This window comes from Qipengyuania sp. ABI-127-1 (genome assembly GCA_022953095.1).
Classification (GTDB): Bacteria; Pseudomonadota; Alphaproteobacteria; order Sphingomonadales; family Sphingomonadaceae; genus Qipengyuania.
The window spans coordinates 1,590,998-1,617,785 of the sequence record JALJCR010000001.1; the positions used below are offsets into that span (position 1 = coordinate 1,590,998).

Annotated in this window: 22 protein-coding genes; 12 read left to right on the plus strand and 10 right to left on the minus strand. The window is 62.5% G+C overall.

The genetic code is table 11. The annotated features are described in order from the left end of the window. Positions 1–2: 2 nt before the first annotated feature. From nuoL to MUY37_RS07875, 7 genes are read left to right on the plus strand one after another with little or no spacing between them, the layout of a single operon-like run. Complete coding sequence (gene nuoL, locus MUY37_RS07845) at positions 3–1,994, plus strand: NADH-quinone oxidoreductase subunit L (RefSeq protein ID WP_499194791.1); 1,992 nt, start codon at positions 3–5, stop codon at positions 1,992–1,994. After that, on the plus strand, positions 1,994–3,538 hold the full coding sequence (locus MUY37_RS07850) for an NADH-quinone oxidoreductase subunit M (RefSeq protein ID WP_499194792.1): 1,545 nt from the start codon (positions 1,994–1,996) through the stop codon (positions 3,536–3,538). The genes nuoL and MUY37_RS07850 overlap by 1 nt, the downstream gene beginning before the upstream one ends. Further along, the gene (gene nuoN / locus MUY37_RS07855; RefSeq protein ID WP_499194793.1) at positions 3,538–5,004 is read left to right on the plus strand and encodes an NADH-quinone oxidoreductase subunit NuoN; all 1,467 of its coding nucleotides are present in this window, start codon (positions 3,538–3,540) and stop codon (positions 5,002–5,004) included. The genes MUY37_RS07850 and nuoN overlap by 1 nt, the downstream gene beginning before the upstream one ends. Then, positions 5,001–5,723 (plus strand): biotin--[acetyl-CoA-carboxylase] ligase, encoded by a 723-nt coding sequence (locus MUY37_RS07860; protein WP_499195131.1) that lies wholly within the window; start codon positions 5,001–5,003, stop codon positions 5,721–5,723. The genes nuoN and MUY37_RS07860 overlap by 4 nt, the downstream gene beginning before the upstream one ends. A gap of 3 nt (positions 5,724–5,726) precedes the next feature. Further along, entirely contained in the window at positions 5,727–6,500 is a 774-nt protein-coding gene (locus MUY37_RS07865) for a type III pantothenate kinase (protein ID WP_499194794.1), read from the plus strand. Further along, a complete protein-coding gene (locus tag MUY37_RS07870) occupies positions 6,497–8,146 on the plus strand; it encodes a ribonuclease J (RefSeq protein WP_499194795.1) in 1,650 nt (549 codons plus the stop codon). Before MUY37_RS07865 ends, MUY37_RS07870 begins: the two co-directional genes overlap by 4 nt. 11 nt (positions 8,147–8,157) lie before the next feature. After that, a complete protein-coding gene (locus tag MUY37_RS07875) occupies positions 8,158–8,430 on the plus strand; it encodes a DUF1467 family protein (protein ID WP_499194796.1) in 273 nt (90 codons plus the stop codon). Here MUY37_RS07875 and MUY37_RS07880 read toward each other — a convergent pair whose 3' ends face one another. Next, the gene (locus MUY37_RS07880) at positions 8,431–11,055 is read right to left on the minus strand and encodes a coiled-coil domain-containing protein (RefSeq protein ID WP_499194797.1); all 2,625 of its coding nucleotides are present in this window, start codon (positions 11,053–11,055) and stop codon (positions 8,431–8,433) included. Positions 11,056–11,126: 71 nt separating this feature from the next. Here MUY37_RS07880 and MUY37_RS07885 point away from each other — a divergent pair, with 71 nt between their 5' ends. From MUY37_RS07885 to MUY37_RS07900, 4 genes are all read left to right on the plus strand, one after another. After that, a complete protein-coding gene (locus MUY37_RS07885; protein ID WP_499194798.1) occupies positions 11,127–11,423 on the plus strand; it encodes an Hpt domain-containing protein in 297 nt (98 codons plus the stop codon). 86 nt (positions 11,424–11,509) lie between these two features. Then, positions 11,510–12,688 (plus strand): hypothetical protein, encoded by a 1,179-nt coding sequence (locus MUY37_RS07890; protein ID WP_499194799.1) that lies wholly within the window; start codon positions 11,510–11,512, stop codon positions 12,686–12,688. Between the two features lie 41 nt (positions 12,689–12,729). Next, the gene (locus MUY37_RS07895) at positions 12,730–13,686 is read left to right on the plus strand and encodes a hypothetical protein (RefSeq protein WP_499194800.1); all 957 of its coding nucleotides are present in this window, start codon (positions 12,730–12,732) and stop codon (positions 13,684–13,686) included. Then, on the plus strand, positions 13,683–15,125 hold the full coding sequence (locus MUY37_RS07900; protein WP_499194801.1) for a sensor histidine kinase: 1,443 nt from the start codon (positions 13,683–13,685) through the stop codon (positions 15,123–15,125). Before MUY37_RS07895 ends, MUY37_RS07900 begins: the two co-directional genes overlap by 4 nt. A gap of 72 nt (positions 15,126–15,197) precedes the next feature. Here the strand turns inward: MUY37_RS07900 and MUY37_RS07905 are convergent, their stop codons facing one another. Then, positions 15,198–16,484, minus strand: coding sequence for a citrate synthase (locus MUY37_RS07905; RefSeq protein ID WP_499194802.1), 1,287 nt, complete (start codon positions 16,482–16,484; stop codon positions 15,198–15,200). A 9-nt stretch (positions 16,485–16,493) separates the two neighbouring features. Continuing rightward, positions 16,494–17,942, minus strand: coding sequence for a glutamate--tRNA ligase (gene gltX / locus MUY37_RS07910; protein ID WP_499194803.1), 1,449 nt, complete (start codon positions 17,940–17,942; stop codon positions 16,494–16,496). A 28-nt stretch (positions 17,943–17,970) separates the two neighbouring features. Between gltX and MUY37_RS07915 the strand changes: the two genes are divergently transcribed. Continuing rightward, positions 17,971–20,172, plus strand: coding sequence for a ComEC/Rec2 family competence protein (locus tag MUY37_RS07915; protein WP_499194804.1), 2,202 nt, complete (start codon positions 17,971–17,973; stop codon positions 20,170–20,172). 15 nt (positions 20,173–20,187) lie between these two features. On the opposite strand, the gene lexA is transcribed toward MUY37_RS07915, so the two are convergent. The 7 genes from lexA to trpE form a co-directional block, all read right to left on the minus strand. Further along, positions 20,188–20,877 carry a transcriptional repressor LexA gene (lexA, locus tag MUY37_RS07920; RefSeq protein ID WP_499194805.1) on the minus strand — a complete coding sequence of 230 codons (690 nt, stop codon included), beginning with the start codon at positions 20,875–20,877 and terminating at the stop codon, positions 20,188–20,190. A 147-nt stretch (positions 20,878–21,024) separates the two neighbouring features. Then, complete coding sequence (trpC, locus tag MUY37_RS07925) at positions 21,025–21,810, minus strand: indole-3-glycerol phosphate synthase TrpC (RefSeq protein ID WP_499194806.1); 786 nt, start codon at positions 21,808–21,810, stop codon at positions 21,025–21,027. Position 21,811: 1 nt separating this feature from the next. Beyond that, positions 21,812–22,804: an anthranilate phosphoribosyltransferase gene (trpD, locus tag MUY37_RS07930; protein WP_499194807.1), complete on the minus strand. Its 993-nt coding sequence runs from the start codon at positions 22,802–22,804 to the stop codon at positions 21,812–21,814. Then, complete coding sequence (locus tag MUY37_RS07935) at positions 22,801–23,415, minus strand: anthranilate synthase component II (RefSeq protein ID WP_499194808.1); 615 nt, start codon at positions 23,413–23,415, stop codon at positions 22,801–22,803. Before MUY37_RS07935 ends, trpD begins: the two co-directional genes overlap by 4 nt. A gap of 75 nt (positions 23,416–23,490) precedes the next feature. Then, positions 23,491–24,453, minus strand: a complete 963-nt coding sequence (gene pip, locus MUY37_RS07940) for a prolyl aminopeptidase (RefSeq protein ID WP_499194809.1) — start codon at positions 24,451–24,453, stop codon at positions 23,491–23,493. Further along, complete coding sequence (locus tag MUY37_RS07945; RefSeq protein ID WP_499194810.1) at positions 24,450–25,289, minus strand: phosphodiester glycosidase family protein; 840 nt, start codon at positions 25,287–25,289, stop codon at positions 24,450–24,452. Before MUY37_RS07945 ends, pip begins: the two co-directional genes overlap by 4 nt. Beyond that, positions 25,286–26,773 (minus strand): anthranilate synthase component I, encoded by a 1,488-nt coding sequence (trpE, locus tag MUY37_RS07950; RefSeq protein ID WP_499195132.1) that lies wholly within the window; start codon positions 26,771–26,773, stop codon positions 25,286–25,288. Before trpE ends, MUY37_RS07945 begins: the two co-directional genes overlap by 4 nt. Positions 26,774–26,788: the final 15 nt, after the last annotated feature.

Consider the following 26,788-nt stretch of genomic DNA (forward strand, 5'->3'; position numbering starts at 1 on the left):
CGGTGCATCCGATCCTTCTTATCGTCTTCCTGCCGCTGCTTGCGGCGATCGTTGCAGGGCTGGTCAACAAGTCCGCGCCCAGCATATTCGCCAAGTCGATCACGACTGGCGCGCTGTTCGTCAGTGCCGCGCTGAGCTGGCCGATTTTCCTCGGTTTCGTGGGCGGGACCTACGAACCGACGGTCGTGCCGGTGCTCAAATGGGTACAGTCGGGTACGCTGACCTTCGACTGGGCGTTGCGTGTCGACACGCTGACCGCAGTGATGCTGGTGGTGATCAACACCGTCTCCGCGCTCGTTCACCTGTATAGCTGGGGCTATATGGAAGAAGACCCGGATCAGCCGCGGTTCTTCGCCTACCTCTCGCTCTTCACCTTCGCCATGCTGATGCTGGTGACCGCCGACAATCTGGTTCAGATGTTCTTCGGTTGGGAAGGGGTGGGCCTTGCCAGCTACCTGCTCATCGGTTTCTGGTTCAAGAAGCCCAGCGCCAACGCCGCCGCGATCAAGGCCTTCGTGGTCAATCGCGTGGGCGACCTCGGCTTCATGCTCGGCATTTTCGGCACCTATCTGGTGTTCGACACGGTCTCGATCAGCGAGATCCTGGCGGCTGCTCCCGGCATGAGCGGGGCATCGATCGGATTCCTCGGCTACACTGTCTATACGATGGATGTGCTGTGCATCCTGCTGTTCATCGGTGCGATGGGCAAATCCGCGCAGCTTGGCCTGCACACCTGGCTTCCCGATGCGATGGAAGGCCCGACACCGGTCTCCGCGCTGATCCACGCCGCTACGATGGTCACTGCCGGCGTGTTCATGGTCGTCCGGCTATCGCCCATGTTCGAAACAGCTCCTATCGCGCTTGGCTTGGTGACCTTTGTCGGCGCCGCGACCTGTATCTTCGCCGCCACTGTCGGCACGACGCAGTGGGACATCAAGCGCGTCATCGCCTATTCGACCTGTTCGCAGCTCGGCTACATGTTCTTTGCTGCTGGCGTGGGCGCATACGGCGCGGCCATGTTCCACCTGTTTACGCACGCCTTCTTCAAGGCGCTGCTGTTCCTGGGCGCAGGCTCGGTCATCCACGCGATGCACCACGAACAGGACATGCGCTATTACGGCAACCTGCGTAAGCATATCCCGCTGACCTTCTGGGCGATGATGATGGGCACGCTGGCGATTACCGGGGTGGGCGTCTATCATCTGGGTGTCGGTTTCGCCGGTTTCTGGTCGAAAGATGCGATCATCGAAGTCGCCTTTGCACGCGGCACGGAACTCGGCAATTTCGCCTTCTGGATGGGTGTGTTCGCCGCGCTGCTGACCAGTTTCTATAGTTGGCGTCTGATGTTCCTCACCTTCTGGGGCAAGCCGCGCTGGATCGAGAGCGAACACATCCAGCACAGCGTTCACAAGACACCTGAAGAAGCGGGCGAGGATACCACCGGGGGCTATCACCCGCATGAAAGCCCGATTTCGATGCTTGTCCCACTTGGCGTTCTGTCGATAGGTGCCGTGTTGGCCGGTCAGATTTTCGCGCCGACCTTCCTCGACGATGCGGCGTTCTGGGGCAGCTCGATCTTCTATAACGAGCCGTTGATCCACGCGATGCACGCCGTGCCTTACTGGGTGAAGTATTCGGCGTTGGTGGTGATGCTGATCGGCCTGTTGGTCGCCTGGCTGGCCTATATCAAGGACACCAGCATTCCGGGTAAGACCGCCGAACAGCTCGGCCCGATCTATCGCTTCCTCTACAACAAGTGGTATTTCGACGAACTCTACCACTATCTCTTCGTGGTCCCGGCCTTCTGGCTTGGCCGCCAGTTCTGGAAACTCGGCGATGTCGGCACGATCGACCGCTTCGGCCCCAACGGCGTGGCCTGGGTCGTCGAGAAGGGGGCCGTCGGCGCCCGCAAGTTCCAGACCGGATATCTGTATAGCTATGCGCTGGTGATGCTTCTCGGGCTCGTCGCCGCGATCACCTGGGTGCTGTTCTGATGGAGTTTCCCATCCTTTCCCTGATGCTCGCCATCCCGCTGGCCGGCGCAATCGCCTGCCTTTTCCTCGGGGCACAGGCCGCGCGGATGACCGCGTTGCTGGCCACGCTGGTCAATCTTGCTCTCGGCATTCTCCTCTGGGTGAATTTCGAGATCGGCGGGCCGCAGTGGCAGTTCGTCGAGCGCGCCGAAATCTTCGCCGTCTTCAGCTATGCCCTGGGGATAGACGGTATTGCGCTCATGCTGATCATGCTCAGCGTGTTCCTGATGCCGATCTGCATCCTCGCCTCCTGGGACGCGATCACCAAGCGCGTGGGCGAATACATGAGCGCCTTCCTGCTGATGGAAGTGCTGATGATCGGCGTGTTCGCCGCGCAGGACCTCTACCTGTTCTACATCTTCTTCGAAGCCGGTCTGATCCCGATGTATCTGATCATCGGCGTGTGGGGAGGCGATAACCGCATCTACGCCTCGTATAAGTTCTTCCTCTACACGCTGCTCGGCTCGGTCCTGATGCTGATCGCGATGATGTGGATGGTGAACCAGGCGGGCACCACCGACATCCCGACCCTGCTGAATTACGACTTCGATCCTTCGGCGCAGACCTGGCTGTGGCTTGCCTTCTTCGCCAGCTTCGCGGTCAAAATGCCGATGTGGCCGGTCCACACCTGGCTGCCCGACGCGCACGTTCAGGCGCCGACCGCCGGTTCGGTAATCCTTGCCGGCGTATTGCTGAAGCTCGGCGGCTACGGTTTCATCCGCTTCAGCCTGCCGATGTTCCCCGAAGCGAGCGAACAGTTCGCCTGGCTCGTCTACATCCTCTCGATGGTCGCGGTGATCTACACCTCGCTGGTCGCGCTGGTACAGAACGACATGAAGAAGCTGATCGCCTATTCCTCGGTCGCCCACATGGCGATCGTGACCGTCGGCCTGTTCGCCTTCAACGTGCAGGGCATAGAGGGCGCGATGATGGTCATGCTCGGACACGGCCTCGTCTCGGGTGCACTGTTCCTGTGCGTGGGCGTCATTTACGATCGCCTGCACACCCGCGAGATCGCGCGTTATGGCGGGCTGTCGATCAACATGCCGAAATACGCGCTGTTCTTCCTGCTGTTCACCATGGCCAGCATCGGCCTGCCGGGCACCAGCAACTTCATCGGCGAATTCCTCGCGCTGGCCGGGATCTACAAGGTTTCGACATTGGTAACGCTGGTCTGCACCACGGGTATCATCCTGGGCGCCGCCTATATGCTTTACCTCTATCGCCGCGTGGCCTTTGGCGAACAGAAGAACGCCGATGCGGCCGCCATGCCCGATCTCAACGCCCGTGAATGGGCCATGCTCGCCCCGATCGCAGCCGCCGTGTTGTGGATGGGCGTCTATCCGGAAAGCTTCCTTGCCCCCATGCGTCAGGACATTGCCGCACTCGAGGCGCGCATCGCACGTGCCGCACCCGATTTCGACGCCGACAATGTGATCGGCACCCCGCGCGAGCATAATGCGAATTATGTCGCGGCGGCCCATGGTGAGGAGGGAGCGCACTGATGTCCTATGCAAGCTCTCTTTACCTGACCGGGGCTGAGGTCGGGCTTTCGCTGTTTGGGCTCGTTCTTCTGCTGGTGAGTGCCTGGAGCGGTCCCAGGTCGGGACGTCTGCTGACGGTAGTTACCGTTGCCGCGCTCGTCGCCGCTGCGGTGTTCAGCGCCCACCTTTTCGGCCGTGCCTCCGGTGGTGACGCAGTCGTGCGCGCCTTTGGCGATCTCTATCGCGCCGATGCTTTCGGCAGCTTCGCCAAGGTTCTGATCTATCTTGCGACCGCGGCCGTTCTCGTTGTGACACCGCGTTTCTTCGCGCAGGTCGGCGGGTATCGCGGCGAATACCCTGTTCTGATGCTCTTCAATGCGGTCGGCATGGGCATGATGGTCTCGGCCAGCGATCTGATGACGCTCTATATCGGCCTCGAAATGTCGAGCCTGTCGAGCTACATCCTCGCAAGCTTCCTGCGGCAGGATGACCGCTCGGCCGAAGCAGGGCTCAAATACTTCGTTCTCGGCGCGCTGGCTTCGGGCATCATTCTTTACGGCGTGAGCCTGGTTTACGGCTTTACCGGCACGACCAATTACGAAGGAATTCGCGCCGCTTTCGACACCAATTTCTCGACCGGTGCGCTGTTCGGCGTGGTCTTCGTGCTGGCAGGGCTAGCTTTCAAGGTGAGCGCCGTGCCGTTCCACATGTGGACGCCGGACGTGTATGAAGGCGCTCCGACACCCGTCACCGCGTTCTTCGCCAGTGCCCCGAAAGTTGCGGCAATGGGGATGTTGCTGCGAATGGCGATGGATCCCTTCGCGGGTGAAGTCGATAGCTGGCGGCAAATCGTGATCTTCGCCGCGCTCGCCTCGATCGTGGTCGGTGCGCTGGGCGCGATCAGCCAGCAGAACCTGAAACGCCTGCTTGCCTATTCGTCGATCAACAATGTCGGCTTTATCCTGATCGGTCTGGCAGCGGCCACTCCGGCGGGCGTGGCCGGTGCGTTGACTTATCTCACCATCTATGTGGCGATGGTGGTCGGCAGTTTTACGGCCCTGCTCATGCTGCGCGATCCGACAGGCAACAATCTGGAAACCTTCGCAGACATTTCCGGCCTGTCGACCAGGCGTCCCGCACTTGCCTGGTCACTGCTGGCCGTGATGTTCAGCCTTGCCGGCATTCCGCCGCTATTCGGCTTTTGGGGCAAGTTCGTGGTGTTCCAGGCCGCAGTGCAAGCCGATCTCGTCGCGCTGGCCGCCATCGGTATCGCGGCCAGCGTGATCGGTGCCTTCTACTACCTCAAGTTCATCAAGGTGATGTTCTTCGACGAGCCTATGCGCGAAGTCGAAGCGAGCAGCCCGATGGGACACTGGGCGGTGTTGGCCATCTGTGTCGCGATCATTTCGCCGCTCGGCTACCTGCTGACCATACCGCTGGGTGAGTGGACGGCGCAGGCGGCGGCGTCCTTCGTCGCCGCGATGTGATCCGCTTCGTTACCGAGACCGGTTCCACCAATTCCGATCTCGCCGCGCAATTACGCGCGGGCGAAACGGTGGCCGAGGGGCAGTGGCTGGTTGCCGATCGGCAGCTATCGGGGCGAGGGCGGCAGGGCCGTACCTGGTTCGATGGCCGGGGCAACTTCATGGGCTCCACCGCAGTTCATATCGCCCCGCGCGATCCAAATCCGGCGACCCTTGCGCTGGTGGCGGGCGTCGCGGCCTACGAGGCGGTCTCGAAGGTACTCGCCGACCCCAGCCAGTTGCGCCTTAAATGGCCGAACGATCTCATGCTCGGCAATGCGAAGCTCGCGGGCATCCTGCTCGAACGGGAAGGCGATGCGATCATTGTCGGCATGGGGGTGAACCTGGCGGCGGCACCCGAATTGCCCGATCGCAAGACAATCGCGCTGTCTGCGCTGGGGCCGGTGCCCGACCGCGACCTTTTCGCCCATGCGCTGGCCCGTGAATTCGATCGCGAGCTGGAGCGCTGGCGGACCTATGGGCTCGAACCGCTCGTGCGCCGCTGGGTTTCGGTGGCACATCCTGCCGGAACATCTTTGGTCGTCCAGCCACCGGGTGAAGGCCGGATAGAAGGAAGCTTCGCTGGTCTGACCGCCGATGGGGCGCTCTCGTTGCGCTTGGCCGATGGCTCCACCCGTGCCATCCATGCGGGCGATGTAATGCTCGCGAATGAGGAGAGTTGAGCCATGTTGCTGGCAGCCGATGTGGGGAATACCAATGTCGTCTTCGCGCTGATCGACGGGCGCGAAATCAAGGCGCGCTGGCGCATCGCCACCGACCCGCGCAGGACCGGCGACGAATACGCGGTATGGCTGTTGCAGCTCGCCGAATTCCAGGGCTTCGACAAGGGCGATATCACGCAGATGATAATCGGTTCGGTCGTGCCGCGGGCGATCCACAACCTTACCGTCCTGTCGGAAAAGTACCTCGGCATAACGCCCCTGATCGCGGGACAAGGAAGCGCCCAGTGGGGTTTCGAACTCGATATCGAACAGCCCAGTTCGCTGGGCGCCGACCGGGCGCTCAACACGCTTGCCGCCCATGCGAAATACGATGGCGACCTGGTTGTGGTGGATTTCGGAACAGCGACCACTTTCGACGCGGTCGACTTCACCGGAGCATATAAGGGCGGAATCATCGCACCGGGCATCAACCTCTCGCTCGATGCGCTGGTCGGCAATACCGCCAAGCTGCCGCGCATAGCGATCGACCGGCCCGACAGTGACAGCGTGATCGGCCGCAATACCGAAGACCAGATGCTGATCGGCGTATTCTGGGGCTATGTCGGACTTATCGAAGGATTGATTTCCCGAATGAAACACGAAATCGGCCGACCGGCCAAGGTAGTTGCGACCGGCGGATTGGCGATCCTGTTCGATGATAACACCGCGCTTTTCGACGCGGTCGATACCGATCTGACGCTTGAAGGGCTTGCCATTCTTGCGGAGCGCGCAGCTTGAAGAAGGACTTCACTCCCGAAGACGAACTGCTCTTCCTCGCGCTCGGCGGCTCGGGCGAGATCGGCATGAACGTCAATCTCTACGGATGCCAGGGTCGGTGGCTGATGGTCGATCTCGGCATGACGTTCTCGGGCGATCAATATCCCGGCGTCGACCTCGTCTTCGCCGATCTCGAATTCATCGAAGACCGCGCCGACAAGCTCGATGCGATCGTGCTGACCCACGCGCATGAAGACCATATCGGTGCGGTGCCCTATTTCGCGGCCGATCTCGACGTGCCGATCTATGCGACGCCGTTCACTGCCGAGCTTGTCCGGCGGAAACTGCAGGAAGCCGGGCTGGTCGACCAGGTCGATGTGCATGTCATTTCCGACGATCACGGCAGCTTCGCCGTCGGTCCGTTCGAAATTACCTATATCCCGCTCGCCCACTCGATCGCAGAGGGCAATGCGCTGTTGATCGATACGCCGCATGGGCGCATTTTTCATACGGGCGACTGGAAGCTCGATGAAGACCCGATCATCGGCGAGCCGACCACCGAAGAAGAGCTGACCGAAATCGGTGATGAGGGCGTGCTTGCGCTGGTCTGTGACAGCACCAATGTCTTCAATCCCGCCCCCAGCGGATCGGAAGGCGCCGTGCACAAGGGGCTGCTCGAAGAAGTGCAGCGCCACGCAGGCAAGCGTGTACTGGTCACAACCTTCGCCAGCAATGTCGCGCGTTTGCAGACATTGGGCGATGTCGCGCGCGAAACCGGACGGCAGATATGTGTCGCCGGGCGTTCGCTCGATCGGATCATCGAAGTCTCTCAGGATAATGGCTATCTGCTGGACTTCCCCGAGCCGCTCGACTTCGACACCGCGATGGGCCTGCCGCGCGGCGAATTGCTGATCCTGGCCACGGGCGGGCAGGGCGAACCGCGCGCGGCGCTTGCCCGGATTGCCGACGAGAACCACCCGCTCGAACTCGTTGGCGGCGATGTCGTCCTGTTCTCGAGCCGCCAGATCCCCGGCAACGAAATTTCGATCGGGGCGGTGCAGAACAAGCTGGCCGCGCGCGGAATCACCATGGTCACCGATCGCCAGAGCATGATCCACGTATCCGGCCATCCGGGACGCCCCGAGCTGGAAGCGCTCTATGGCTGGCTGCGACCGGACATTCTCGTTCCCGTTCACGGGGAGATGCGCCATATGCAGGAGCAGGGCAGGCTGGGTAAGGCCAATGGCATTCCCGATCAGGTCGTGCAGCAGAACGGCGATATCGTCCGCCTCGCGCCGGGCGCACCGGGCAAGGTGGCCGAAGTGCGGGCAGGCAGGCTCGTTCTCGATGGCGATATCATCGTGCCCGCCGATGGCGAGGCGATCGCCATGCGCCGCCGGATCATGCGCGAGGGTGTGGTCATCGTTGCGCTGGACGGCGATCTCAATCCGCGTCTCGACAGCATCGGCCTGCCGCTGGACGAGGATTACGGGGATTTTCTCGCGGAAGCGGCGGACGATATCCGTGCGGCGATAGCGAAGCTGCGCGGGCGCGACCGGCGCGACGAGGCGAGCATTCACGAGGCCGCGCGTCTCGCCGCTCGCCGCGCGGCCCAGCGCTGGTCGGGCAAACGCCCGCAGGTTCGCGTCATTCTGCCCAATCTGTAGGAGCCTTACCCATGGAATGGACCAGCATTCTCGCGATCTATTTCCTGTTCTTCGTCTTCAGCGCCTTCGTGCTGCTGCCTTTCGGCGTGCGCACGCATGACGAGGCGGGTATCGAGAAAGTCCCCGGCCAGGCAGACAGCGCACCGGTGGAATTCCGGGGCGGACGGCTGTTGTTGCGCGCGGCCGTGCTCGCCGCTCTCGTCACGGCGGTCTATGTGGCCAACTACATCAATGGCTGGATAACGGTCGAGGACCTGATCCTCTGGGGTCCCGACGCGGGGTGATTATTGCCGCAGGCGTTCGAGCGCCTGCGCCAGTACGACATAGAGCTTGCCCATATCGCTGCTGAGCAGGGTTACGCTGACTGCATTGCCATCACGTGTCGACAGCATGGTGCGCAGCATGGATTCGAAATCATGGATGTAGCGGCTTACATGCTCGCGAAAATCCCGATCGGTATCATAGAGTTCCGCGATCTCGCGCGCTTCGGTATTGTCGACAAGGCGGACTGCGCGGCGAGTGAATATGCCGCGATCCCCGCGCAAATAGCTCGCCCAGGCGGTGTCGGTAACTTCGGTCGAAAGCACCTTCGCGATGTCGATTGCGTTGGAATTCAGGCTTTCCGTGATTAGCGCGACACGGCGCGAGAAGTCGTTATCGACCTCCTCGCTGGCGCGCTCGCGTGCATGCGCGATGCGGCTTTCGAGATTGCCGGTCAGTTCGTTGACCTTGGCGAGCTGATCGCGGAGCTGGCGCATGGAATCGCGGCCTGCTTCGGCTGAGCGTGCAGTAGCCTCGCCCAAAGCGGTAATCGCCTCTTCGGTATGTTCGCGCAAAGCCCTGTCGATTGCTTCCGCGCTCTGTTCCCCGACCTTATCCGCGATGCGGGCAATGCGTGTCGCCTGTTCGCTTTCAATCGCTGAAAGGGCGGTGCGGGCGCTTTCTTCCAACTGTGCGATCGCGGCGCGCAATTCGCCGTGTACCCGCTCGGATAGTGTGGCGCTTTCGTCGCCCAAAGCAGCGACAGCGGAGCGCAACCGTTCGATACTGTCGATCTGAGCCACGGCGGTCTCGCCGAAGCCGGCCTGGAATTCGTCGACCGCACCCATCGCTTCGCGGCTGCGCAGCTCTGCGGTATCCATGCTCGCGGTCAGCGCCTCGCCCGCCGTTTTCGCCTGGTCGAGCAGATTCTTCACCTCCTCGGCACGCTCTTCGATACTGGCCAGACGATCCTCGCTCGCCGCCATTGCCACGGGCAGTTCGTCCCGGCTGTGCTTGACGCTCGCCTGTATAAGTTCGAGCAGGCGCACGCTGGCGTCGGTCAGGGCGGAGACTGCCTCATCGGTTCCCGTAAGCGCCTCCCGGCTTTCCGCCAGCTTGGCGTCGAGCGTGGCAATCCCGGAAGAGAGCTCCTGGCGGGCTTCGCGCCCTTGCTCGCTGACGGTGGAAAACGTCTCTCCGAGTGCGGCAATGCGGTCGGCAAGTTCTTCGCCTTCGGCGGCCATCAACGACAATTGCTCTGCTTGGGCGGCCCGGCGCTCGGCGATCACTTCATCGAGTTCGGCCAGGCGCTCGCTCATGCTGGTGCGCGCCTCGTCCTCGGTTTGAGATAGTTCGGCTTGGCGCCGCGAAGTTTCCTCCGCGAACAGGCGGTTGCGCTCGGCAATGCGCGCGTCGACCGTCTCGGCCTCGGCGAACAGATCCTTCAGCTTGGCATTGGCCGCGGCAATCGCCGAATCGTCGATCCGCGTAATCTCGGCAATGGCGTCGCGCAGCCGCTCCTGCATCGCTTCGACTTGTGCATTCCAAGCCGTCAAAGCATGCGCTTCTCCATCACGGATCGAGCTCGCTGTTTGGGCGGTTTCGTCTCTTAGACTGTCGAGGCGCTCGCGCAGGCTTTCCATGGCCGAATCCCGTTGGCGGGCGGCTTCGGCATCGGTTTCGGCCAACTCGCTGCGGAGCCGCTCGAACCGCGAACGGATCGAGGCGAGGGCCTCCACCTCGCGGCTGTCCAGCTCCCCGCGGAATGCTTCGCTGTTCGCGCGCAATTCGGCGAAACGCTGTTCTGCGATCGTGCCGAGCTGTTCGGAGCGGTCCGATAATTCTTCAAGGGCGGCGTCGACCCGTTTCCGCAACGAGCCCACCTGTCGTTCGCTTGCCATCCCGAATTCGTTGAGCCGCTCGAACCCGGCGATCAGCTCGTCCAGTTGGCGCTGTGCCTCGCGGCCTGCCCCGCCGATCTGGTTCGAGACATCCTTGGCCGAAGTCGAGATGACCGGCAAATTGTCGCGCAGCCGATCCATATTTTCCAAGGCGGTGACACTTACGCGCGCAATAGATTCGACCTGCTCTCCATTGTCGCTGATCAGCGATTGCAGGCGATCGGCATGCTCGGACAGGCGATCTGTCGCCATGCGGCCCAGGTAATCGAGTTCGTTCGTTTGCGTGGCCAGGAATTCGCGCGCCAGGCTGAGTTCGCGATTGACCGTGACGAGCCGGGTTTCCAGTTCCGCCGATCTGGCCGACAGGTCCTGAGCAACATCGGAAAAGCGTTTCGCTTCGCGCGTCGAATTGCGCATGGCCAGAAGCCATAGCGACACGATGAGTAGCACCGGTACAGCCCATTGGGTGACGATTTCCGTCCATCGGGACGGGGTGGGGCCGGCCAGTATTTCCAACTGGTGAGCCCAGCCGTAAAATGCCGTCCAACCGAACGTCGCCACTATGGCGAGAGTGGGGACAACCCACGCACGCTCTCTGGCCGGGTCCTCGTCCGCCCACCAATCCTCGTCGACAACCTCGTCATTCTCAAGCGAGGTTTCCTCGGTAACGCCCTCGGACCTAACGGCTTCCGGGGAACTTTCTTCGGTCGTCTTGTCGACGGCCTGGATTAGCGGACGCTTTGTCATGATTGCGAAATCTATCACCAAAGCGACCGGGCTTAAACCACAATTAACCGCGTCGAGGGCATAGGGTATCGATGGCCTATCATTCTGCCGAATTCGACGCCGCCCTGGCAACGGCGGCGGGCGACGATCCTTCGCTCCAGGGCGAGCTGCGCGCGGCTTTCGCAGGCAGCGTGGTTCGGCAACTGGATTTGCTGCGCCGTGCCCGCTGCGATGCCAATTGGGAAGTCGCTGCGGACAAGCTGCACGCTGTCGCCGCAGGCTTTCATGCCGTGGAACTGATGGGTTTGGCCGACGAGGCGCGTTTGGCGGCTCCCGGGGAGCCTACTGTTCTGCGCCGCATCGATGCTTTTGCCGAGGCTCTCGCCTGAGGGTAAATTGGCTGCGCGACTTGGCTTGTGGTGGAAGACCGCCCTAGAAGATGGGTTCGTCCAAAACGTCGCAACCGGAGTGAAGCGTGCGCGTCGCCCTGCTGTCCGTGCTCGATGGCCAATCAGAACCGCGCAAGACAGGAGCGCCCTTCCGTATGCTCGCCGGTGCGCGCCTCGTGGAGCGGCAGCTCGATATCGCGCTAGCTGCGGGATGCGAGGTCATAGCGTGTCTGGCAGACACGGTGGGGCGCGAAGTGATCGAGCTGCAACACCGGGCCGAAGCGGGGGGCGCGCGCTTCATCGCGCTGCACGAACCGCGTAAGCTGTCCGGAATGGTCACGGCAAGCGACGAATTGCTGGTCCTGGCGCCAGGCGTATTGCCCCATGAGGATGCGGTGCTGCGGCATCTGGCAAAGCCCGGCGTGCTCGTTTTTCCCGCCGATCCCGCAGTCGATCGAGGGTACGAGAGGATCGATGCGCATTTCGCGTGGGCGGGAACTCTGCTGGTTCGAGGCAATGCCGTCGAGCATCTGGCGCAGCTACCCGACGATGTGGACACTCCTTCCGCGCTTCTGCGGATCGCCCTGCAATCGGGCGTGCGCACGCATCCACTTGAAATGCGCCTGCTCGACGAGAATGTCTGGCTGCGCGATCCCTCTCCCGAGGAGCTTGCGGATAGAGAGCGGAGCTGGGTGGCCGGTCATGCCGATGTCGCGCCATTCACGGCACCCGGCCTTGCCATTGCGGAGCGTATGGGCGCCCGCCTCGCGCGCGATACGCCGGGAGAGCGCCTGCCGCGCTTTCTGGCGCTGGGCACCGTTGCCGCAAGCCTGCTCGCTTTGTCTCTAGGCCTGGCAGGGTGGGTGTCCTCGGCCTTCGCTCTGGCCGCGTTGGCGGTAACGCTGTTCGCAATGGAGGGAGTCGTTCGGCGGGTCACCACTGCCGGACAGGTCCGTCCGCGCGTTCCGATGATCGTGCAGATTCTAACTGTCCTGATCGATCCCCTGATCGTCCTGCTCATCGCTCTCGCATCTCCCGAAGACACCCAATGGCTGCGTCTCTTCGTGCCCGCGATCCTGATCGGTCTGTTGCATCTCGGGGAACGGGTCAGTGCACTGCGCTGGCGACGGAGCTACGCCGATCGGGTAGTGCTGGTTTCGATACTGCTTCCCGCAGTCCTGCTCGGCATCGTTCAGCCCGTCGTCGGGGCTTTGGCGCTCGCGGTTTTGATATCGATTTTCGTGACTTCGGACCCCAGGAACTAACGCTCGCTTAACCATGCCGCTGCTAATTTCGCACTATGCCGATGCCTGATGCAGCATCCCCCGGGGTCACCGACGACCAGGAGCCCCTGCGCGATGCACTCGCGCGGGGCAACGCCGCGCTTGCGCGGATCGGGCCGATACTGACGCACCTGATCGCCACTCCGGATCACTCGCTATTCAGCGACGAGATCATCGCTCGAGTCCGCGGCATGTGTCATAGCCTTGCCTGGCAGGCCCTGCGCGCCCAGGCCGAGGCGGCCGGACAAGTGGGTAGCGAGACCTTTGCCGAACGCCATGGCGAAGACCTTGCCAAGCATTTCTTCAACAGCCCTTCTTTGCTCGCGCATTGTCATGCGCTTGCGCTCGAATGGCAGCTCACGGAAAAGCTGGAGGTGCAATACGGGATCGATCCGGTTCTCTCTCCACTGGTTCAGGAACTGATCGCCGCGCCCGATAGCGGGCTCGCCAGCGCTGCCATGGCCTTGCTGACCTCGCAGGCGCGCTTCGCCCAGGCGCAGCGCCGGATGGAGCTACCTCTGGCGGAGTTGCCGGGCGACCTGTTCCATGATCTGCTGATGGGGTGGCGCGCCTATGGTGGCCAGTTACGCTCCGACGCCATGATTCGAGCTGAGGCGAAGCTGCGCAATGCCTTCGACGAGGGGGCGGGCCGGTTGGCCCTGCTGGCGCGGGTCGTGGCGGGTATGGGCAATACCGCATTGAGGGCACTGGACATCGATCAGGCGGGTACCGCATTGTATCTGACCGCGCTTGCCGTGCGATCGGGGCAGTCGCGGACCGCAGCCGTCCTGTCCACCAACCATCAGCAAACGGCCCGCCTGGCACTGGGGTTGCGGGCAGCAGGCCTCGATAGCGCCGACGTCGAGCGCCAGGTGTTGCGCCTTGTGCCCAAAGCGTTTCCCCCGCGGGAAATCGCCGGTATCGCCGCCGAGGAGGCGCGCTGTTTGCTTGCCGAGTCGGCACTTCCGGGAATGGCATGACCATGGCGAGCGTCGGAACCCGATACGTTGCCCATGGCAAGGCCGATGCTGATGGAAATCTGGTACGGGCCGATGACGTTCTCGCCCAGCTTCATCAGGCTTGCGGTGGGAAAATCGGATCGCGGATTGCGATCCCCGAACTGCTCGCCTTGGTCGAAAAGGCTTTGCGTTTCGGGTTGAAGCTGGCTCGCCAGTTCGAAGCCATCGACGGCGAAAACCGGGTCACTGCCTGGGTGGAGATTTGCCCCTTCACGGACGAAGCGGGAGAAGTGGCAGGCTGCACGATCGATGTTGTCAGTTGGCATAGCGAAGAATTGCCGCCCGAAAATGAAATCGAGGCGGCGCGGCGCCGGGTGGAGATCAATCGGCACCTTGCGGATTGCACCGCGCGGCTCGATTCGAACCAGCGGCTCTTGTCTATCGAGACACAGGCTCCCGACCTTGCCGATTTCGCCGAACAGGCGCTGGCCGCAGCCGGAAAACCGTGGACCGACCTGGTCCGCCTGCCGGGCAATACCCATCGGCAGCCGCTCCACTGGCGTCTGCTCGATGGTGCCACGTGCGAAATCGACGGATCGAACCGCAAGTGGACAGCCCATCTCGAACCATTGGGTCAGCCGCAACCAGGTAGCGCAGGTTTCGTTCTCTATCTGAGCGCCGAGCGCCCACTGGCGGACGATGGTGGCGATAGGGACCAAGACGAAGCCGAGGCGCCGTCCTTCGGCAGGGATCTCACGCCTGTTCTGCGGCAGCCGATCAATCGTATCATCGCCAATGCCGAAACGATCCGCACCAAGCTCGCCGGGCCTCTGGCCGATGAATACAGTTCCTACGCCGCCGATATCGCGACCGCCGCGCAGCACCTGCTTGCGCTGATCGACGACCTGTCGGATCTGGAAGTCGTGGAATCGGAGGATTTCATGACCGCACCCGACCGTATCGAACTTGCCGACGTTGCCCGCCGGGCTTGTGGTATATTGGGCGTTCGCGCTCGCGAGAAAGGAATCACGCTTGTCGCGCCGCCCGAGGGCGAAAGCCAGTTGGCGATCGCCGAATTCCGGCGTGTGCTGCAGATTCTGCTCAACCTCGTCGGCAATGCGATCCGGTATTCTCCGGACGACAGTCAGGTATGGATTCGGCTTGACCGGATCGGCAATCGCGCGCTCATAACCGTCGCCGATCAGGGACACGGGCTCGAACCGGAACAACAGGAGCGCGTTTTCGAGAAATTCGAACGCCTCGGGCGCAGCGGGGATGGAGGATCGGGTCTTGGCCTCTACATTTCCCGGCGAATTGCGCGCGCCATGGATGGCGATCTGACCGTGGAAAGTGCGCCGGGACAAGGTGCGCGGTTTACGCTTTCGGTTCCTGCGGCGGAGGATTTGCGCAAGGAGCCGCGCGACGGCCCGACCATACTGAAACCGCGCGACAAAGGCTAAGCGATCGGTCTCGATCGCGGATGAAAAAAGGGGCGCCGGATGGCGCCCCTCAACTATCCCCAAATTACCTTGTCAGCGCTGGCCGATGGGCACGTAGTCGCGTTCGGTCGGGCCGGTGTAAAGCTGGCGCGGACGGCCGATTACCTGAGCGGGGTCGGAAATCATCTCGTTCCACTGTGCGACCCAGCCGACCGTGCGTGCCAGCGCAAAGAGCGCGGTGAACATGGTGGTCGGGAAGCCGATCGCGTTGAGAATGATGCCGGAATAGAAGTCGACGTTCGGGAAAAGTTTCTTTTCCTTGAAGTAATCGTCGTTCAGGGCAAGCTCTTCCAGCTTCAACGCGGTTTCGAAGACCGGATCGTTCACGTTGAGCGCTTCGAACACTTCGCGCAGCGTCTGCTGCATCACCGTCGCGCGCGGATCGTAGTTCTTGTAGACCCGGTGGCCGAAGCCCATCAGGCGGAACGGATCGTTCTTGTCCTTGGCGCGCTCGATATAATGCGGGATGCGATCGGGCGAACCGATTTCCTGCAGCATGTTGAGCGCGGCTTCGTTGGCACCGCCATGCGCCGGCCCCCACAGGCAGGCAATGCCGGCCGCGATACAGGCAAAGGGATTCGCCCCCGACGAACCGGCCAGGCGCACGGTCGAGGTCGAGGCGTTCTGCTCGTGATCGGCGTGGAGGATGAAGATCCGGTCCATCGCGCGTTCGATCGCGGGGTGGATTTCATATTCTTCTGCCGGAACGCCGAAGGTCATGCGCAGGAAATTGCCGGTATAGCTGAGGTCGTTCTGCGGCTGCAGGAACGGCTGACCGACTGCATATTTGAACGCCATCGCCGCGATCGTCGGCATCTTGGCGATCAGGCGGTGGCTGGCGATCTTGCGCTGTTCGGGGTCCGAAATGTCGGTGCTGTCGTGGTAGAAGGCCGACAGCGCGCCGACCACGCCGCACATGATCGCCATGGGGTGCGCATCGCGGCGGAAGCCCTGATAGAACTGGCGGAGCTGGTCGTGCACCATAGTATGGCGCGTGATGGTGTAATCGAAATCGTCGAGTTCCTGCTGCTTCGGCAGCTCACCGTTCAGCAGGAGATAGGCGACTTCCATGAAGCTGGAGTTCTCGGCGAGCTGGCCGATCGGGTAGCCGCGATGGAGCAGGACACCTTCTTCGCCATCGATATAGGTCAGCGCACTCTCGCAGCTCGCGGTCGACTTGTACCCTGGATCGTAGGTGAATTTGCCGGTCGTGCCATAAAGCTTGCGAATGTCGACGACATCCGGCCCGACGCTGCCCTCCAGCACGGGAAATTCCTGGGTCTTGTCGCCCAGATCGAGAGTTGCCTGCTTGTCGGCCACGCGTTTCTCCTACTCGTTCTTCTCGGTGCCTGTCGGCGAGACCTGCGCATCGATACGCAGGAGCGACTCTTCCTTGCCCAACAGGACCAGCACATCGAAAATGCCGGGCGACGTGGTTGTGCCCGTCAACGCTGCGCGCATGGGCTGCGCGAGCTTGCCGAGACCCAGTTCGAGCTGCTCGGCATAGGATTTTGTAGTGGCTTCCAGCGCCTCGATTGTCCAGTCATTTTGCACATGCAGCATTTTTGACAATCCGGCGAGGCGATGACGAGCGTCGTCGTCGAGGAGCTTGGCTGCCTTTTCGGTCATTTCGAGCGGGCGGTTCGCAAAAAGAAATGCTGCGCCATCAGCAAGTTCAACGATGGACTTCGCGCGGGTTTTGAGAACCGGCATCGCTTCTGTCAGCAGCGCGACATCCGCTTTTGGCCCGATCCTGGCGGCAACGATTTCCGCCAACCGTGCATCGTCGGCCTCGCGTATATAGTGGCCATTGAGGTTCTGCAGCTTCTTGCTGTCGAAGCGTGCGGGGCCTTTGCCGACTCCGTCGAGATCGAACAGCTCGATGGCCTCCCGTTTGGTGATCTCTTCGCGGTCGCCATGACCCCAGCCGAGCCGAAGGAGATAGTTGAAGAGGGCTTCGGGAAGAATGCCCTCTTCATCGCGATAGGCCTCGACGCCCACGGCGCCATGGCGCTTGGACATTTTCGCACCATCCGGGCCATGGATCAGCGGAACGTGCGCGTAGACCGGGTCGGGCCAGCCGCCCTCGATGGTGTCCATCGCACGGATGATCGGCAACTGTCGGAAAGCGTTGTTCAGATGATCGTCGCCCCGGATGATGTGCGTCACCCCCATATCGTGATCGTCGACAACAACCGCGAGCATGTAAGTCGGCGTGCCGTCGGCGCGGAGCAGGACGTAATCGTCGATCTCGGCGTTGTTTACCGTGACCGCGCCCTGGACCGCATCGACGATCGTCGTCTCGCCTTCGGTCGGGACCTTCAGGCGGATCACAAAGGGCGCGCCGTCGGGCGCTTCGCTCTCGTCGCGGTCGCGCCAGCGTCGGTCGTAACGCATCGGCTGCTTGTTCGCGCGCTGCTCGGCACGCATTTCCTCGAGGTCCTCCGGGGTCGCGAAGCACTTATAGGCATGCCCCGCTTCGAGCAGCTTGTGTGCGACTTCGGCATGGCGTTCGGCGCGGTCGGACTGAAACACCGGTGCCTCGTCGAAATCGAGGCCCAGCCAGTCGAGGCCGTCGATGATTTTCTCGATCGCATCGGGGGTGCTGCGTTTGCGATCGGTATCCTCGATTCTCAGCAGCGCGCGGCCACCATGATGCCGCGCGTAAAGCCAGTTGAACAGCGCCGTTCGCGCACCGCCGATATGGAGATATCCGGTAGGCGAGGGAGCAAAGCGGGTGACGACCTGCCGGGTCTTGCTGTCACTATCGCTTGCCATTGTCTCACGCTTCCTTTCAAACACTTGCATGGCGACGCAGGGGACGCCTTCGATACCGATGGGGGAAGCGGGCGAAGAAGCCCGCCAGATAGTGCCGCGCCATTGGCGCATGCGCGGTCTCTTGTCCAGTTTCGCACAGCGTATCGAGGCCTTTCTGGAGACCGCACGTTTCGATCGCGGACCGTGGCTCGTCGTAGCTTTTACCGGTGGAATAGGTCTCTGGTTCCAGTTGGGAACACGGTGGCAGTGGCTGGCAGCGATCGGGCTGGCGCTGGGAACAGCTCTCGGCGCGATCGCTCTATGGCGCGGCGAGGAGAAGCGCGGCATCACTTTGGTCGCAATCGTCTCGATCTGCATTGCCTTGGCCGCCGGGATCGCACTGGTCTGGGCGCGCTCGGCGATGGTGGGAGCGGAACCTATCCCGCACCCGCGCTTCGAACGGATCGACGGGCGGGTTCTTGAGCGCGAGGAACAGCCTGCGGAAGATCGCGTAAGGCTCATCCTCGCCGCTCGGGATTCCCAGACCGGCCGGGCGGTGGCCTATCGGGTCAACATACCGTGGACGCAGGACCGGGCGGAGCTGCGCGAAGGGGCGAGGGTACGCCTTTCGGCCCGATTGATGCCTCCGTCTCCGCCGATTGTCCCGGGTGCCTATAACTTCGCGAGACGGGCCTGGTTCGAGGGGCTTTCGGCGACCGGATTGGCAGTCGGCGAAATCGAGCTGATCGAGCCATCTCGGGATTCGGCGGCCTCCCTCGCATCGATCCAGAGAGGCCTTTCGGGACATGTCCGCGATAGGCTCGGGGGCACCACGGCCGGCGCGATTGCAGCAACGCTGGCCAGCGGAGATCGGGGCGCCATCCCCCAGGCGGACGAAGAGGCCATGCGCGATGCCGGGCTGACGCATCTGCTTTCGATCAGCGGGTTGCATGTCAGCGCGATCATTGCGGCAACCTATCTGCTGGCTCTCAAACTGCTCGCCCTTTGGCCCTGGCTGACCTTGCGCGTGAGGCTTCCGCTGCTTGCCGCCGGTACGGCTGCTCTTGCTGGAATTGGGTATACGTTGTTGACCGGGGCCGAGGTTCCGACGGTTCGGAGCTGTATCGGGGCTTTGCTCGTCCTCGTTGCGCTGGCGCTCGGGCGAGAACCGCTTTCGATGCGGATGGTGGCGGTGGCGGCAGGCGCCGTGTTGGCACTATGGCCCGAATCGCTGGTGGGGCCGAGCTTTCAGATGAGCTTCGCCGCGGTTATCGCCATCGTTTCCCTCCACAATGTTCCGGCAATCCGGCACTTCCTTGCGCCGCGTGAAGAAAGCTGGCTGCGCCGACTCGGGCGGCGCGCATCCGTGCTTTTTCTCACCGGTCTCGTGATCGAGCTTGCGCTGATGCCGATCGTCCTGTTCCACTTCCATCGGGCGGGGGTCTATGGCGCGGCAGCCAACCTGATCGCGATCCCTCTGGTTACGTTCGTTTCCATGCCTCTCGTGGCGTTGGCTCTCTTGCTGGATCTTGTCGGAGCGGGCGCCCCCGCATGGTGGCTGGTCGGCCATTCGCTCGATCTGCTGCTCGCCATTGCGCATTTCTTTTCGGAGCAGCCCGGCGCGGTGAAACTGGCTCCGCGGATCGGGTTGAGCACCTTAACGCTATATCTCGTCGGCGCGTTGTGGTTGGCACTATGGCAGGGCAGGGCTCGCCTGTGGGGACTGGCGCCGGTTGCGATGGCCGCCTTCCTCATGATCTCTACGCCGACGCCTGATCTTCTCGTCACGCGTGATGGGCGGGATATCGGCGTGGCGAACCAAGCCGAACACGTGCTGGTCCTGCGCGGTGGCGAGACGAGCTACGCGCAGCAGAACTTGCTTGAGCTTTCGGGAAATGATCTGGAGCCGATACCGTTGGCTCAATGGCCGCAAGCCCGGTGTAGTGCCGAATTTTGCACGCTGACCGCAAAGCGAGCGTCCCCTGAGCAAGAACCTCGCTACTGGACGATCCTCGTCGCGCGCAACCGGGATCTTGTGGCGGAGCGCGCCCTGGCGGCGGCTTGCCAGAGAGCGGATATCGTTATCGCCGAACGCTATTTGCCACGGAGCTGCCGCCCACGCTGGCTGAAGATCGACCGCCGCTTCCTCCGAAGGGAAGGCGGGACGGCGATTTATCTTTCTTCCCGGAAAGTCGAGACTGTCGCGCAGGATCAGGGTGAACATGGCTGGTGGCGGGCTTCCGTCCGCTAATCACCGATCCGTTCATCAGTGGTAGCGCCGCAAGAGCCCCGCCAGCTTACCCTGCACCTGGACCCGGTGCGGTTCGTACATCTGTGCCTCGTAAGCGCTATTCGCCGGATCGAGCCGGACACGACCTGCATCGCGGCGCAGATATTTGAGCGTGGCCTCCTCATTATCGACCAGCGCGACCACGATCTCTCCATCACGTGCATTGTCGGTACGCTTGATCAGCGCGAAATCGCCGTCGAAAATACCCGCCTCGACCATCGAATCGCCCGACACTTCGAGCGCATAATGTTCGCCAGGGCCGAGCAGCGCGGCAGGCACCGGCATGCTCGACTGGCCTTCGATTGCCTCGATCGGAGCGCCGGCAGCGATGCGGCCATGCAGGGGAACGTCGATAATATCGTTGGCCGGCTCGGGAGCGACCGCCTTCGCGGTCAGCGCGGTGGCCATTGCATCGTTCGCAGGTGCAGGCTTGGGAGAACCCATGACTGCGTCTTCCGGCAGCTTGACAACCTCGAGCGCCCGCGCCCGATTGGGCAGCCGACGAATGAAACCGCGTTCTTCCAGCGCGGAGATAAGTCGGTGGACACCCGACTTGCTCTTGAGGTCCAGCGCCTCTTTCATTTCCTCAAAGCTGGGGGAAATACCGGTATCCTCCAGCTTTTGCTGGATGAAGCGGATCAATTCGTGTTGCTTGGCGGTCAGCATGGTGCGAGCTCCCGTGTCGCCTGTTCACAAGCGCGTGAACGAATGCGGAACAAGTAAGCAACCTGTTTCGACAAGTCAAGCAATAGCCCCGGTTTGGAGCAAGTTGCGCCGGAACAGACGTTCACGCTTTGCTCCGCTTCGGCCGTTTCAGCCGACAAGCAGCGCTCGGGTTGCTGCTTCGACATCGGGCTGCCGCATCAGGCTTTCTCCGACAAGGAAGCTGCGCACGCCAGAACGGGCGAGGCGGGCGCAATCGGAATGGGTCGAGATCCCGCTCTCGCCGACCAACAGGGCACCTTCCGGGGCGCGGGCAGCGAGCGTTTCGGTTGTCGCAAGATCGGTATCGAAGGTCTTGAGGTCGCGGTTGTTCACGCCGATCAAGCGCGATTTCAGCCCGGCAGCGCGTTCCATTTCGACGCTATCATGCACTTCGACCAGCACGTCCATTCCGTAATCGAATGCCGCTGCCTCGATTTCACGCATGGCACCATCGTCGAGCGCGGCGACAATGATCAAAATCGCATCGGCGCCGATCGCGCGGGCCTCGGCGACTTGCCACGTATCCACCAGGAAATCCTTGCGCAGGACCGGAAGGCTGCAGGCTGTGCGCGCTTCGACGAGGTAATCCTCGTGCCCCTGAAAGTAGGGGGCATCGGTCAGCACCGACAGACAGGCAGCTCCGCCTGCGGCATAGGCGCGCGCGTGATCGGCGGGCCGAAAATCCTTTCGGATTAGGCCCTTGGAGGGTGACGCTTTCTTGATCTCGGCAATCAGGCCGAAACCGCTCTGCTGCGCACGTGCCAAGGCCGAGCGGAAACCTCGAGGCGCCGATTGTCCAAGCGCCGCCGCGTCGAGATCGGCGCGCGAACGGGCTCGCTTGCGCGCGGCGACTTCCTCGCGCTTGGTTGCGCAAATCTCTTCGAGTTTGTTCATGTCAGATGGCCATCGCGATCCATTTTTCGAGCAGCGTCTTGGCCTTGCCCGAATCCAGCGCCTCGGCGGCGATTTCCGCGCCTTCGGTCCAGTCGTCGGTCCGCCCGGCGACGATGAGCGTCGCGGCGGCATTGAACAACACCGCGTCGCGATAGGGGCCGGGGGTCCCCGACAGAAGAGCCTCCAACGCCCGTGCGTTATGTTCGGGTTCGCCCCCGCGGATCGCTTCGACGGGTGAATGGGGCAAGTTGGCCTGCACGGCGACGACGCGGCGCATCTCGAAATCATTGCCCGTCACGTCGGCCAGTTCGTTTCCGCCCGCCAGGCTCAGTTCGTCGAGGCCTTCATCACCCGAGGCAATGAAGGTCCGCTCGGTCCCCAGCTTGGCCTTGGCGGCGGCATAGATAGGGACATAGGCGGGACGGGCGATGCCGATCAGTTGCCGCCGTACCCCGGCAGGGTTCGACAATGGCCCCATCAAATTGAAAATAGTCCGCACGCCGAGCTTCTGGCGAATGGGTTGAATGCGACCCATCGCAGGGTGGTGGTTTTTGGCGAAGAGAAAACAAATCCCGAGTTCCGCCAAAGTCTTCTCGGCGCTTTTCCCCGCCGCTTCCATGTCGAGGCCAAGCGCTTCGAGCGTATCCGCCGCGCCCGATTTGCTGCTCGCCGCGCGATTGCCGTGCTTTGCCACCGGAACTCCGCATGCCGCGACGACCAGGCTCACCGCTGTCGACACGTTGAGCGTGTGATGCCCGTCACCCCCGGTGCCGCAGCAATCGACGGTCCCTTCGGGAGCTTCGACCGGAATCAGCCGGGTCCGGAGCGCACGGGCAGCCCCGGCGATTTCCTCGGACGTTTCACTGCGCGCCGACATGTCCACGAGAAAGCGGGCGACGTCCTCGTCGGATGTCTCGCCATCGAGAATCCAGCCGAAGACCTCTTCCGCCTCCTTCTCGCCAAGGTGCTGCTTTGCATCGGGAAGTCGTTTCATGCCGGGACCTTGGCGGCGATACCGCAGATTTCGAGGAAGTTGGCAAGCAACGCGTGGCCGTGTTCGGTGGCAATGCTTTCGGGGTGGAACTGAACGCCGTGGATCGGCAGTTCGCGATGGCGGAAGCCCATCACGCTGCTGCCGTCGAGACCCGGTGTTTCGCTGGTGGCGTTGATCTCCAGGCAGTCGGGAATGTCCTCGACCACCAGCGAGTGATAGCGCGTCGCCGTGAAAGGCGAGGGAAGGCCGACAAAGATCCCGCTGGCATCATGCGTTACCGGAGACGTCTTTCCATGCATCAGCCCGCCGCGGACCACGCGCCCGCCGAAATGCTGACCGATTGCCTGATGGCCGAGGCACACGCCGAGCAGCGGCTTGCCCGCATCGGCGCAGGCCCTCACGAGGTCGAGGCTGACCCCCGCTTCGTTCGGCGTGCAGGGACCGGGCGAGATCAGATAACCCGCATGGTCTGCCGCCAGAGCCTCGCGCGCCGAAATGGCGTCATTGCGCAGCACTTCGACATCTGCGCCCATTTCCGTGAGGTAATGGACGAGGTTGAAGGTGAAGCTATCGTAATTGTCGATTACGAGAATGGCGCGGCTGTCGGTCATGTGTGCCGTCAATGAAGCTCTGGCGCTGGGCTTTCAAGCAAGGAAAGCTGCGAGATGCGAAACGTCAGCGTGACGTCACGCCCGTTTCCCGGCCAACCGGTCGGTGGCCCGGACCAGACCGTCGACAATACCGGGTTCGCTCGCACTATGTCCGGCATCGTCGACCATCCAAAGCTCCGCCTCGGGCCAGGCCTTCTTCAGAGCCCAGGCCGCGCTTGGCGGGGTGCAGATGTCATGGCGGCCCTGTACGATAATACCAGGAATACCGGACAGCCTGTCGACCTTCTCGAGCAGTTCGTTCTCCTCAAGGAAGAATCCTTCGAGGAAGAACTTGGCGCAGATACGCGCGAAAGGGACGGCCTTGGCCGGATCGCCGAAGCTTTCCAGCAGGGATTCGTTGGGCAACAGCGTGGCGACGTGGCCTTCCCACAGAGACCATTCGCGCGCCGCGGCAAGCCGCGTCGCCTCGTCCTCGCTCGTCAGGCGGTTGTAATAGGCGCGCACCAGATCGCCGCGTTCCTGCTCGGGAATGAGATCGATGAACTGGTCCCACTGTTCGGCCATGATCTCGCTCGCACCGTAGCCGTAGAGCCAGGTTTTTTCCCGTTCCCGAGCGAGAAAAACGCCTCGTAGAACCAGTTCGCTCACCCGGTTCGGATATTTCTGGGCATAGGCAAGCGCCAGCGTCGACCCCCAACTGCCACCGAAGACCTGCCATGTGTCGTGGCCGCACATCTCGCGCAGTCGCTCGATGTCGTCGACGATCCGCCAGGTGTCATTGTGTTCGATTTCGGCGAAAGGTAGCGATTTTCCGCAGCCGCGCTGATCGAACAGCAGCACATCGTAGAGATCCGGATCCCACTGTCTGCGATGATCGGGCGCCATGCCGCCACCCGGACCTCCGTGGAGGAACACTGCAGGCTTCGCGCCCCTGGTGCCGACCCGCTCCCAATAGAGCGAGTGACCTTCTCCGACATCGAGCATACCGGTCTCGAACGGTTCGATCTCGGGATAGAGCGTGCGGCGGGTTCCGGTCATTGGGAGGCCTTCTTCTTGATGACGGCGATCGGGCCGATGGGGGCCCCGGTGTCGAGCCGGTCGGTGGCGGGGTTCCACAGCAGAGACACATTGCCGTCGAGAAACAGTGCATTCTTTACATTGAGCTCGTCCTTGTAGAACCGGGCCAGCTTACCGAAAGAGATCGGGGCATTCGAGATCACGAAATGCGCGCGACCATTGTCGTCGACGCCGACTGCGTTGCGGATCAGGCGCGAAGGCCCGTCATGCGTTATTGTGGGATGGATTTTGCCATCCACCACCAGCATTGGTCCAGATTGCGTGCCGAATTCCGGGCGTTCCGTAACATTCGCGAGAAAGCTGTCGGTGCTGCGAACGACCCACTTGCCATCGCTGCCGTAGAACACGCCGTTGGGCTTCATGTGGAAATTGCCCTCGCCATCGGCGGTGTTGAGCGCCTGCAGGCGCTCGGAATCCTCAACGAAGTAGCCGATCGGCTCGCCCTCGTCGTCATACATCCCCGCATTCATTGCGAAAGCGATGGTGTCAGGATCCTGCGCGCGAGCGAAATCGGTCAGGCTGCGATAGGGCGCTTCGCCTTCTGGTCCGAGGTCCATCGCGATCCGATGCCGGGAAGGCACTGCGAGACAATGGGTTAGCGGTGTGTCCTCGAAAATGATCGAGCGGCAGGCGCTCTCGACCTGGCTGGCGAGCGTGGCGGTGGCGCTTGGCTCCGGAGTGGGAGCGGCGGCAGGCTCCTGCCCGTCGATGCGCGCGCGAGCGACCGGTTCGCCTTCCGGCTGAGCCTCGCAGGCCGTTAGCGCCAGCAGGGCCATGGCAGCGATGGAATATCTCATTGGCCAAATCCGGGTTCTCTCGCGAGACGAATGGCTTCTTTCGCCGCAGCGAGCAGGGCACCCGCTTTCGCTTCGCATTCACGCTGTTCATAGGCTGGATCGCTGTCGGCGACTATCCCCGCACCGGCCTGGACGTGCATCGTCCCGTCTTTCACGACAGCGGTGCGCAGGACGATGCAGCTATCGACCGATCCATCGGGAGCGAAATATCCGACCCCGCCGGCATAGGGGCCGCGCGTCGCCGGCTCGAGTTCGGCGATGATCTCGCACGCGCGTACCTTGGGCGCACCGCTGACGGTACCGGCGGGAAAACCGGCAAACAAAGCGTCGATCGCATCCTTCGACGGATCGAGCCTCCCGGTGACATTGCTGACGATATGCATGACGTGGCTGTACCGCTCGACAGTGAAACTCTCGGTGACAGTCACGCTGCCCGACTCGGCCACACGGCCCACATCGTTGCGGCCCAGATCGAGCAGCATCAAGTGTTCCGCCCGCTCTTTCGGGTCGGACAGCAGCGATTGTTCGGCGAGCCGATCTTCGGTCTGCGTCGCACCGCGCGGCCGCGTACCGGCAATCGGACGGATCGTGACCTCGCCCTCGCGCACGCGGACGAGGATTTCCGGGCTCGAACCGACGATCGCGAAGCCGGGCATATCGAGGAAATACAGGAAGGGCGACGGGTTCACCCGGCGCAGCGCCCGGTAAAGGGCCATGGGCGGTAGCGCGAAGGGCGACGTGAAGCGCTGGGACAGCACGACCTGGAATATGTCTCCGGCCTCGATATAGGCCTTGGCCCGCAGCACCATGGACTCGTATTCGTCCGCCGGCACGGTCGAGATGAGCTCGGGTTCCGGATGGTGCTGCACGGCGCCGCTTTCTACCACGACCGGACGAGCCAGCTTTCGCAGAACTTCGTCGATCCGCTCCGCTGCTTTTTCGATCGAGCCTTCGCGCCACACCGGTGCGATGCAGAACAGCGCATCGCTGAGGCGGTCGAAAACCAGCAAAACGGTCGGCCGGACGAAAAGCATATCCGGCAGCGCCAGTTCGCTTTCTGCCGGACGAGGCAGCTTCTCTACCAGCCCGATAGTTTCGTAGCCGAAATGACCGACCAAGCAGGCCAGCGCAGGGGGCAATTCGCCGGGCACATCGCATCGGCAGGTTTCAACCAGCGCGCGCAGACTCGCCAGCGCGCCATTCTCGCATGGTTTGAAAGCGTCCTGCCGCTGCTGCCAATCGCCGTTGATTTCCGCATCGTCGCCCGTCGCGCGGAAGACCAGATCGGGATCGAGGCCGATAAGGCTGTAGCGCCCGCGAATCTCTCCCCCCTCGACCGATTCGAGCAGAAAGTCGCCCCGGCCTTCTTCGAACAGCTTGAGGGCGGCGCCTACGGGCGTCTCCGTGTCCGACACGATCTCGCGCCAGATAAGCGTAGATCTGCCTTGCGCCAAGGCCTCGCGGGCCTGGCCGACACCTTTCAGACCGTTGTCCAACCG